The organism is Kiritimatiellia bacterium (assembly GCA_018001225.1).
Lineage (GTDB): Bacteria > Verrucomicrobiota > Kiritimatiellia > CAIQIC01 > JAGNIJ01 > JAGNIJ01.
In genome coordinates this window covers 1-10,659 of sequence record JAGNIJ010000068.1, presented here as the reverse complement: position 1 = coordinate 10,659, position 10,659 = coordinate 1, and the positions used below count along the sequence as shown (strand labels likewise).

The following is a 10,659-nucleotide window of genomic DNA, read 5'->3' as shown; positions in this document are numbered from 1 at the left end:
CGCCTCCACTCGATCTACCGGCAGCCCGTGTGCATCGCGCGCGAGGCCGTGCCCCGGTTTCTGCAGACGGGACTCCCGATGCTGGAGCAGTACGCCCGCGTGGAAACGGAGCTGTCGCTCGACCTGTTCACGCTCGATCCGGGCGCGCCGAAATTCAGGCTCGCCGTGCGGGGCAGCCCCGCGTCGCTCACGGCCACGCTTTACGCCGAATACGGGGACGATATCGTCCTCGTGGCCGGCAAGGCTGATGCCGCGGGCCAGTTCGCCCTGCCCGACCCGGCCGACCTGATGCGCTACACGGTGCGCAACCCGGCGGGCGAGGTGCGGGCGCTGGAGCGGCTGGCCGGGACGGGCTTCGCGGGCGAAGCCGGCGACGCGCTCACCCCCATCGTCGGCACGCGCGAGGTGCTCAATTTCCTGGGCCGCGGCCTGCCGCTGCTCCGGCGGATAGGCTGGAAGGTGGAGTTCGAGGGGCGCATCCAGCCCTTCCTGGAGAACGTGGAATCCGCGACGCCCGTGGTCCGGATCGACGACTCGGACTCGGGCTGGTTCGACGTGGGCTTCCAGTACGAGGACGGCGCCGGGCAAAGCCTGTCCGAGGCGGACATCCAGCGGGCCCTTCTCAAGGGCGACGCCTACCTGGAACGCGCGGGCCGGACCATCCTGCTCGACGAGGAGGCGATCACCACGGCCCGGCAGGTCTTCGCCGACTGCGCGAGCGGAGAGGGCCGGAACCCGGGCACGTTCCGCATGGACGGGGTCTACTCGGCCTACGTGAAGTCGTCGCTCGACGCGCTGGACGGCATCGACGTCGAGGCCCCCGCGTCCTGGCGGGCCCGCGCGGGAACGCAAAACCGCGCACAGAAGATCGAGCCGGAACCGCTGACCGGAAGCCTCGATTCCACGCTCCGCCCCTACCAGAAGGACGGCGTCTACTGGCTGCGATTCCTGGAGCGGAACGGGTTCGGCGGCATCCTCGCCGACGAAATGGGGTTGGGCAAAACGCTCCAGATGCTGGCCTGGGTCCGGCTCGGCCGGGCGCACGAAGATGCGAAAGCCAAGCCGGTGCTGATTGTATGCCCCACCAGCCTCGTCGAAAACTGGGCCGAGGAGGCCGCCCGGTTCGTGCCCGACCTGCGCGTCCTGCTGTGGAGCGGGGCCGACCGGCGCGGGAAACACGACGAGATCGGCCGGGCGGACCTGGTGATCACGTCCTACGCGCTGCTGCGGCGGGACATCGAGGGACTCCTGGCCTGCGAGTTCTCCGCCGTCGTGCTCGACGAGGCCCAGCATATCAAGAACCGGTCCACGCAAAACGCCGTCGCGGTGAAGAAGCTCCAGGCCATCCACCGGTTCGTGCTCACCGGGACGCCGATCGAGAACAGCGTCTTGGACCTCTGGTCCATCATGGATTTCCTCATGCCGGGGTATCTCGGCGGGCACAAGACCTTCCGCGAAAACTGCGAGGCCCCGATCGCCGCCGGCGGCGCGGAGGCCGAGCGCGCGCAGGCGCGGCTGCGCCGCAAGCTGCACCCCTTCCTGCTGCGCCGGCTCAAGAAGGACGTGGCCCGGGACCTGCCGCCAAAGATCGAGCGGCTCGCCTCCTGCTCCCTCACGCGGGACCAGCAGCTCGTGTACCGGCAGCTCATGGAGGCGTCCCAGCGGCGCCTGCTGGATCTCGTGGCGGCGCAGGGCTTCGAGCGGTCGCGCATGGAGATCCTCAAGACCCTGCTCCGGCTCCGCCAGGCCTGCTGCCACCTGGACCTGCTCAAGCTGCCCGATCTCCGAAGCGAGTTCCCGTCCGCCAAGATGGACCTGTTCTTCGAACTGCTCGACGAGGCGCTCGACGGGGGGCACCGCGTGCTGGTCTTCAGCCAGTTCACCTCGATGCTGGCGATCCTGCGCCGGGAACTGGACGCGCGCGGCCTGGCCTATTGCTATCTCGACGGCGCCACGCGGGAGCGGCTCAAGGTCGTTCACGAGTTCAACACCCGGCGCGACATCCCCCTGTTCCTGATCAGTCTCAAGGCCGGCGGCGCGGGGCTCAACCTCACGGGGGCCGACATGGTGATCCATTTCGATCCCTGGTGGAACCCGGCGGTCGAGGACCAGGCGACCGACCGCGCGCACCGCATCGGCCAGAAAAACACCGTCTACAGCGTCAAGCTGATCACCCGCGGGACGGTGGAGGAAAAAGTGCTGGCGATGCAGAAGAAGAAAAAGGCCGTGATCGACGCCACGCTGACGCAGGACGAGCAGGTCCTCCAGAAACTGACCTGGGCGGACGTGCAGGAACTGCTCGCCTTGTAATCTTTTTCAGCCTGTCGGCCATGTCCCCCCCGCGCGGCTCGCGGGACGCTCGCCCTCCAGTAAACACGGAAGGCGGGACCAACCCAGGACCGATTCATGGCGCTGGCCTCGAGGGCGAGGCCGCGCTACACCGACGCCGACGATGCGATGTTCGGTGTAGCCCGCGGCCGCCCCCGGCCGCTGGGCCGGCTGGGTCCGCGGATTTCGCTAAGAACAAGTTCGCCATGAAGAACAATCGCATCCCCTTCATGGATAGATGGTGCCCCGTCCTCGCGAATCCGCCGGGACCGCCCTCCGTCGCCCGAATAACTCTTGCATTTGCGGGGTCTTCGTGGATTCTATGGACCTTGGACGTGTCGATAAGACACCGGTAAAAAGCAACAAAGGAGCCAGTTCGAATGAGTATGTTTCGCTGTTTCGCCGTGTTGGTCATGAGTGTCGCGCTGTTGAACGGATGCGGTCAGAGCGAGCAGGGCGCCGCCGCCCCGGCCGAAGAAACGGCCCCGGCCGTCGCCGAGCCCGCCGCGCCGGCGGCCCCGGCCGTGGAAGCGCCCGCGCCGGTACTCGAAGAAGTGACCCAGAAGGCCGAGGAAGTCGTGGATACCGCCGCGGACGTGGCGGCCCAGGCCGAGGAGAGCGTCAAGGAAGCGGCCGGCGAGGCCATGGAATCGGCTTCCGCCGCCGTGGAGACCGCAGAGGAAGCGGTCCAGGACGCCGCCGCGGAAGTGGAAACGGCCGTCGAGGAGATCAAGACGGACATCATGCCGGCCGCCCCGGAAGCGCCGCCGGTTCCGGCCCCGATGACCGAGCCTCCGCAGCCGTAACAGTATTCCCTCTTAAAGGGCCGTCCCGGGCTGGGACGGCCCTTTTTCTTTGGACGCGCAGAGCCGGATCAGCACAGCCGCCGCCACGGCACCGGCCAGGTTGGAAACCAGGTCCCAGCCGGTATTGACGTACCCGCCCACGTTGGTTTCCGGCACGGTCAGCGTGGCGGCGAATTCCACGATCTCGTTCAGCGCGCCGAAGCCCATTCCCGCCGCGACGCAGAGAATCAGCAGCCCGACGGTCGGCCGGGCGTCCGCCACGCCCCGGTTCCGCAACGCGGCACGCACGCCCTGCCAGCAGACCCAGGTCGTGACCCCGAACCCGTAGGCGTGCACGACCATGTCGTATTTCAGCCAGCCGGGAATGAGCCACCAACTGTAGAGAACCCGGATTTCACCCGCGATGGGCCAACTCTCCGGCACGGGGACCAGTCCGCCCGCCATGTGCAGCAGGCCCCACAGGCTCAAGCCCCACAGCGCGCCGGCGGACAGGCGGACGCGCCAGTGCAGCAGGCCGATCAGCCCCATCAGCACGACCATCACGCCGATGTAGATCAGGAACTCGGCGTTGGAGGTCCGCGTCGTCACCAGCGCCGCGGCCAGCGTGTACGCGATGGTGAAGACCGCTACCGCCGCGAAGGATTTAACAAATCTCATGCGCTGTTCCTCCAGGTGTTTCCCGTCGGATACGGTTTAACGAGCTTCTAACAAAAAGCACATACGGCGCCAATCCCGGAGCCGCAGGATGCGAAGGCAAAGGAGACTTCCATGCGACAACTTCCGCTTGTAAAACGAGCCGGCCGGGTCCTCGCAGGCACGGCGTTCCTGCTCTTCCCGGTGGCGGGCCGGGCCCGGATGACGGTAAACGCGGACCTTCCCCTCTACCAGCCCGTGGAAGGTATTTCGGGGACCATCAAGAGCGTCGGCTCGGACACGCTGAACAACCTGATGACGCTTTGGGCGGAGGGCTTCCGGAAGATGTATCCCAACGTCCAGATCGAGATCGAGGGCAAGGGCTCGTCCACCGCGCCGCCGGCGCTGATCGAGGGCACGGCGACCTTCGGGCCGATGAGCCGGCCCATGAAGGAGAAAGAGATCGACGAATTCAAGCAGAAGTACGGCTACGCGCCCACGGCGCTGAAGACCAGCATCGACATGCTCGCCGTCTACGTGAACAAGGACAACCCGGTCGAGGGCCTGACCTTCGCCCAGGTGGACGCGATCTTCTCGAAGGACCGCAAGCAGGGGCACCCGGAAGACCTGTCCCGCTGGGCCCAGCTCGGCCTGAAGGGCGAATGGGCCACGCTTCCGATCAGCCTCTACGGCCGCAACGCCGCCTCGGGCACGTACGGCTATTTCAAGGAGCATGTCCTCGGCAAGGGCGACTACAAGGACTCGGTCAAGGAGCAGCCCGGCAGCTCCGCCGTCGTCCAGGGCGTGGCCTCCGATCGCGGCGGCATCGGCTACAGCGGCATCGGCTACAAGACCGCCGATGTCCGCGCCGTGCCCCTCGCGCTGGAAGAAGGAGACGACTTCGTCCCCGCGACGCCGGACCATGCCTACACGGGCGAGTATCCCCTCGCCCGGTTCCTGCTGGTCTACGTCAATGCCAATCCGGACGCCGCGCTCGATCCCCTGCAGCGCGAGTTCATCCGCTACGTCTTCAGCCGACAGGGCCAGGAGGACGTGCTCAAGGACGGCTACTACCCCGTTACCGCCACCATGGCCCGGGAGGCCCTGCAGTCGGTGGGACTGGATTGAGGCATGGTGAGGCGTCCCCCGCCGAGCCGCAGCATGATGCAACCCGCGCGAAACAAAAAAACCCGATGGACGGTCCGGGCGTCGGACTCGGTTTCGCGCGGGTTGATCACCGTCGGCGGCGTGGGCACCATCGCCGCCGTGTTCACGGTATGCCTGTTTCTCGTCTGGGTCGCCCTGCCGCTCTTCCGTCCGGCCTCCGTGGATGAGCCGATCCGGCAGCCCCTTTCGCTTCCGGCCAATGTGCTGCACCTGCAGCCGGACGAGGAAGGCCAACAGGCCTGGGCCCTGCTCGCGGACGGGAGCCTGACCGCCTTCAGCCTCGACGGCCGCGAGCCGCCCGCCGCGCAGGCGCTGTTCACGAATGAAACTGTCACCGCCGTCTCGGTCGCGCTGGACGGCGCCTCCGTCGCGCTCGGCTTCGAAAACGGCGTCGTGCGAATCGGATCGGTGGGTTTCGAAAAGCGCGACGGCGCGCGCGCGCGATTCAAGGAGCCCGTCGCCATATCCCCCCCCTCGCCCATTCGACTGCTGGCTCACGCGGATTCCGGGGCCGGCGCGGCCTTCTGCGCCCTGACCGCCGACGGACGCCTGCTCTACGAGAAGATCACGGAACGCAAGAACATGGTCACGGGCGAGGTCACGCTCCGCAAACGCGAGGCGGTCCTCCCGTACGAACCGCGGCCGGATGCCGAGCCGGCGTTCCTCCTGCTCTCCGGCCTGGGCGATTCGGTTCTGCTGGCCTGGGCCGACGGCCACGCGATCCGGTTCAACACGCGGGTTCCTGAAAAGGCTACCGTCGAGGAATCGCTCGACCTGCTGGGCGACGCCTCCCTGCGCCTCACGGCCCTGCAATACCTGCTCGGCCAGACCACGGTGCTCGCGGGCGACTCCGGCGGAAGAGTCCGGGCCTGGTTCCCTGTCCGGCCGGAAGGCTCGAATGCCCTGACCCGGCTCGCCGCCGCGCACGTTTTTCCCGGAACCGACTCGCCGGTGGCGCGGCTGGCGTCATCCTCCCGCGCGCGGATGATGGCGGCAGGACACGAGGACGGCGCCGTGCGGCTTTTTCACGTCACGAGCGGGAAGCAGCTGGCGACGCTTTCTGCCGGACCGGATCAACCCATGGCGGCTTTGGCCTTTCTCCCGAAGGATGATGGCCTGCTGGCTCTGCAACCGGGGCAACTGGCGTTGTGGCGCATGGACCCGCGCCACCCCGAGGCCACGCCGGCGGCCCTCTTCCGGCCCGTTTGGTACGAGGGCTCCCGCGAACCGACGCACACCTGGCAGTCGTCATCGGCCACGGACGATTTCGAGCCCAAGTTCGGGCTGATACCGCTGGTCTTCGGCACGCTCAAGGCAACGCTCTACTCCATGCTCTTCGGGGTGCCCATCGCCCTGCTCGCCGCAATCTTCACGAGCGAATTCCTCCACCCGCGCACCCGGCACATCGTGAAGCCGGCCATCGAGATGATGGCCAGCCTGCCGAGCGTGGTCCTCGGTTTCCTCGCCGCCATCGTCATTGCGCCCTTCGTGGAGACGGCGGTCCCCGCCGTGCTGCTTTCGCTGATCACCGTGCCCGCGGCTTTTCTCGCCGGGGCCTGCGCCTGGCAACTGCTCCCGCCCGCATTGACGCGGCGGCTGGCGCACGCACGGCTCGTGTTCCTGTGCCTGCTCTTCCCGCTGGGCGTCGGGCTGGCGGCCTGGCTCGGGCCAGGCGTCGAACGCCTCCTGTTCGCGGGGGATATCCGGCGCTGGCTGGACGGCCAGATCGGCGGCCCGGCCGGGGGCTGGTTCTTCCTGCTGCTCGCTCCCGCCGCGCTGGCCGCGGCTCTCCTGTGGGCGCGGCTCCTGCAGCCGCGCTGGCGCGAGGCCGCGCGGCGGTGGAGCCGCCGCCGGTGCGCGGTCATGGATGCCCTGAAGTTCGCGGCCGGGCTCGCGGCGACGCTCGGCCTGGCGCTGGCGGCCGCCCGCCTCTTCGCCGCGGCCGGCTGGGATCCCCGCGGCGCCGTCCTCGGAACCTACGTCCAGCGCAACGCCCTGGTCGTCGGCTTCGTCATGGGCTTCGCCGTCATCCCCATCATCTACACGATCGCGGACGACGCGCTCAACGCCGTGCCGGACCATCTCCGCTCCGCCGCGCTCGGCGCGGGCGCGACGCCCTGGCAGGCCGCCGTCACGGTCATCATCCCGACGGCCATGAGCGGGCTGTTCTCCGCCGTCATGATCGGCCTCGGCCGCGCGGTCGGCGAAACGATGATCGTCCTCATGGCCGCGGGCAACACGCCGATCCTGGACTGGAACCTGTTCAACGGATTCCGGACCCTGTCCGCCAACATCGCCGTCGAGTTGCCCGAGGCGGTCCGGAACAGCACGCACTACCGCGTGTTGTTCCTGTCCGCGCTGGTGCTCTTCGCGCTGACGTTCGTCGTCAACACGGCCGCGGAACTCGTGCGCCTGCGGTTCCGCCGGAAGGCGGTGGCGCTGTGAACACAGAACGCCGCGCGAGGGGCACCTCCCTCTTCGCCCAGGGCGAGCCGATGATCTGGCTGACCGGCGGCGGCCTGGCGCTGGCGCTCGTGATGATCGTCGGACTCCTGCTGCTGGTCCTGCTTCAGGGCGTGGCCACGCTCTGGCCGGTTCCCGTGGTGGAGGCCGAACTCGCCGACGGCCGCCGCGTCATGGGCGAAGTCGCCCGCGAGGAAATGTACCGCCCGACCGCGGAGGCCTCTCCCGTGCGCCGGCGGCTCCTGCGGACGGGTAACTTCGAACTGACCGGCGAGCATTTCCAATGGGTTTCTGATGCCGACCTCCGGTCGGAAACGCGGCCATCCTGGGCGCTCGTTCTCGAGCGCATGGCCTGGGGCCGGTTCTACGGGACGCCGAAAGCCTTCCTCGTGGACGGCCAGGCCGCGGCCTCGGACCCGGAATCCGCCTGGGCGCTGTATCTCCGGCACCACGGCGCGGTGCGCCGGAAGCTGCGCGAGCGGCAGGACCTGGAAACGCGTGCCGTCGGGCGCGTGAACCGTACACTGGAGAACGCGCGCCTGGCGGCGCGCGCGGCCGAGCTCAAGCATGGCGCTGATTCCGAGGAGCACCGGGAGGCGCTCGCCCGGTTCGTGGCGGCCGAGCGGCAGGGCCAGGCGGAATACCGGGCGCTGCGCGCCCGGATCGAGGCGATCAACCGCGACAACGCGCGCTACCAATTCGTCCTCGCCGCGGCCGACGGGCGCGAGCAGGCGATCGCCCTGGCGGACATCGTCCGCGCCTGCGCCCCGAACCGGATGGGCCCCGCGGCCAAGGCGCGCGTCTATGCCTCGCGTTGGATCGAGTTCCTGACCGGGGCGCCCCGCGAAGCGAACAGCGAGGGCGGCGTCTTCCCGGCCCTGTTCGGCACGGCGCTGATGACCGTGGTCATGTCGATCGCCGTCGTGCCGTTCGGCGTCATGGCGGCGCTCTACCTGCGCGAGTACGCGAAGGCCGGGCCGATGGTCAGCGCCGTGCGCATCGCGATCAACAACCTCGCCGGCGTGCCGAGCATCGTCTTCGGCGTGTTCGGGCTGGGCTTCTTCTGCTACATCGTCGGAGGTTGGATCGACCACTCCTTCTTCGCCGCGAACCTGCCCAACCCGACGTTCGGCAAGGGCGGCCTGCTGTGGTCGGCGCTGACCCTGGCCCTGATGACGCTGCCCGTGGTGATCGTCGCAACGGAGGAGTCGCTGGCCGCCGTGCCGAACTCGATGCGGGAGGGGTCGTATGCCTGCGGCGCGGGAAAATGGCAGACGATCCGGCGGATCGTCCTGCCGCGCGCGCTGCCGGGGATCATGACGGGGATGATCCTCGCGATGGCGCGCGGCGCGGGCGAGGTCGCCCCGCTGATGCTCGTCGGGGCCGTGAAGCTGGCGCCGGAGTTGCCGGTGGACGCCGTCGCGCCGTTCCTGCATCCCGAGCGTAGCTTCATGCACCTGGGTTTCCACATTTTCGATCTCGGGTTCCAGAGCCCGAACAGCGAAGCGGCCAAGCCGATGGTCTTCACCACCACGCTGCTGCTGATCGCGCTGATCTTCCTGCTGAACCTGCTGGCCGTCGTGTTGCGCGCGCGCTTGAGAAAGAAATTCGCTACAGGAGCATTCTAACCATGAGCACCTTCCCCGCTACCGACACCCTGACCCTCGAGCCCGCGGCGCCCGCCGGCGACGACCGGCTGGCGGCCCTCGCCCGGGGCGCGCAGTTTGACGCCGTCGTCCACCCGGCCGTCGGCCTCGAGGACGCCACGCTCGAAGTCCGGGACTTCTGCCTGTGGTACGGCGCCAAAAAGGCGCTGCACCACATCGGCATGAACATCCCGCGCGGCAAGGTCACGGCCCTGATCGGACCGTCGGGCTGCGGCAAGTCCACCCTGCTGCGCTCGGTCAACCGGATCAACGACCTGCTCGACATCGTGCGCATCGAGGGCGACATGCGGCTCAACGGCGACTCGATCTACGGGCCGGGCGTGGACGTGATCGAGCTGCGCAAGCGGATGGGCATGGTCTTCCAGAAACCCAACCCCTTCCCGATGAGCATCTATGAAAACGTCGTGTACCCGCGGCGGATCGACGGCGAGCGGAACCGCGGCGTGCTCGACGAAGTCTGCGAGCGCAGCCTGCGCCGCGCGGCGCTCTGGGACGAGGCGAAGGACCGGCTGCAGGAGAGCGCCATGAACCTGTCCGGCGGCCAGCAGCAGCGGCTGTGCATCGCGCGGGCCATCGCGGCGGAGCCGGAGGTGCTGCTGATGGACGAGCCCTGCTCCGCGCTCGATCCGATCGCCACGAACAAGATCGAGAACCTGATTGACGAACTGCGCGGCAACTACACGATCCTGATCGTCACCCACAACATGCAGCAGGCCTCGCGGACGAGCGACTACACGGCGTTCATGTACCTCGGCCACCTGGTCGAGTACGGCCCGACGGCCGACCTGTTCCGCAAGCCGCGGCTGCGCGAGACGGAGGATTACATCACGGGGAGGTTCGGATGAACGCCGCGAACGGTTCCGTGTTGACCGTGCCGACGGGAACCCGTAGGAGAAAATGCAAATGATGATTCATCTGCACAAGGAAATCGAAAAGCTGAAGAAGCAGCTGCTGACGCTGTGCGCGGTGGTCGAGGACAACGTCCGGCTGTCCGTCCGGGCCATCACGGACCGCGACGACAAAATGGCCGATCAGGTCATTCGCCGCGACCTGGAGATCGACCAGGCGGAGATCGAGGTCGAGGAGGAATGCCTCAAGATCCTCGCCCTCTACCAACCGGTCGCGATCGACCTGCGCTTCCTCGTCGCCGTGCTCAAGATGAACAACGACCTGGAGCGGATCGGCGACCTGGCCGTGAACATCGCCCAGCGCGCCATCCTGCTGAACAAGCAATTGAAGATCGAGGTGCCGTTCGACCTGAAAGGCCTGTCGGAGAAGACCCAGGCGATGTTCCGCCAGAGCCTCGACGCGCTGGTCAACCTGGACGCCGCGCTGGCGCGGAAGGTCTGCGCGATGGACGACGAGGTGGACGCGATCAACCGCCAGATGTACGACGGGGTCAAGGCGATGATCCGGCGCGAGCCGGAGCACCTCGACGCGCTGATCGCGCTGCTCTCCGTCTCGCGCTACCTCGAGCGGATCGCCGACCACGCGACGAACATCGCGGAGGACGTGCTCTACACCGTCCAGGGACACATCGTCCGCCACGCCCGCGAATTCAAGCGCCTGCCGCCGGACGACAACCCGCCGCCCTC

At 68.0% G+C, this 10,659-nt stretch carries 8 protein-coding genes; 7 read left to right on the top strand and 1 reads right to left on the bottom strand.

The genetic code is table 11. The annotated features are described in order from the left end of the window. Both KA248_15505 and KA248_15500 read left to right on the top strand, forming a co-directional pair. Window positions 1-2,310, top strand: a 2,310-nt coding sequence (locus KA248_15505; GenBank protein ID MBP7831314.1) for an SNF2 helicase associated domain-containing protein, incomplete at its 5' end; no start/stop codon positions are given. A gap of 398 nt (window positions 2,311-2,708) precedes the next feature. After that, a complete protein-coding gene (locus tag KA248_15500; protein ID MBP7831313.1) occupies window positions 2,709-3,134 on the top strand; it encodes a hypothetical protein in 426 nt (141 codons plus the stop codon). Between the two features lie 12 nt (window positions 3,135-3,146). On the opposite strand, the gene KA248_15495 is transcribed toward KA248_15500, so the two are convergent. Continuing rightward, window positions 3,147-3,791 (bottom strand): hypothetical protein, encoded by a 645-nt coding sequence (locus KA248_15495; protein MBP7831312.1) that lies wholly within the window; start codon window positions 3,789-3,791, stop codon window positions 3,147-3,149. A 111-nt stretch (window positions 3,792-3,902) separates the two neighbouring features. Between KA248_15495 and KA248_15490 the strand changes: the two genes are divergently transcribed. The 5 genes from KA248_15490 to phoU form a co-directional block, all read left to right on the top strand. After that, on the top strand, window positions 3,903-4,895 hold the full coding sequence (locus KA248_15490; GenBank protein MBP7831311.1) for a phosphate ABC transporter substrate-binding protein: 993 nt from the start codon (window positions 3,903-3,905) through the stop codon (window positions 4,893-4,895). A 3-nt stretch (window positions 4,896-4,898) separates the two neighbouring features. After that, window positions 4,899-7,379: an ABC transporter permease subunit gene (locus KA248_15485; GenBank protein MBP7831310.1), complete on the top strand. Its 2,481-nt coding sequence runs from the start codon at window positions 4,899-4,901 to the stop codon at window positions 7,377-7,379. Window positions 7,380-7,429: 50 nt separating this feature from the next. Continuing rightward, entirely contained in the window at window positions 7,430-9,025 is a 1,596-nt protein-coding gene (pstA, locus tag KA248_15480; protein MBP7831309.1) for a phosphate ABC transporter permease PstA, read from the top strand. A gap of 2 nt (window positions 9,026-9,027) precedes the next feature. Further along, window positions 9,028-9,909 (top strand): phosphate ABC transporter ATP-binding protein, encoded by an 882-nt coding sequence (gene pstB, locus KA248_15475; protein ID MBP7831308.1) that lies wholly within the window; start codon window positions 9,028-9,030, stop codon window positions 9,907-9,909. Window positions 9,910-9,967: 58 nt separating this feature from the next. Beyond that, window positions 9,968-10,659: phosphate signaling complex protein PhoU (gene phoU / locus KA248_15470; protein MBP7831307.1), on the top strand; the 692-nt coding region annotated here is incomplete at its 3' end.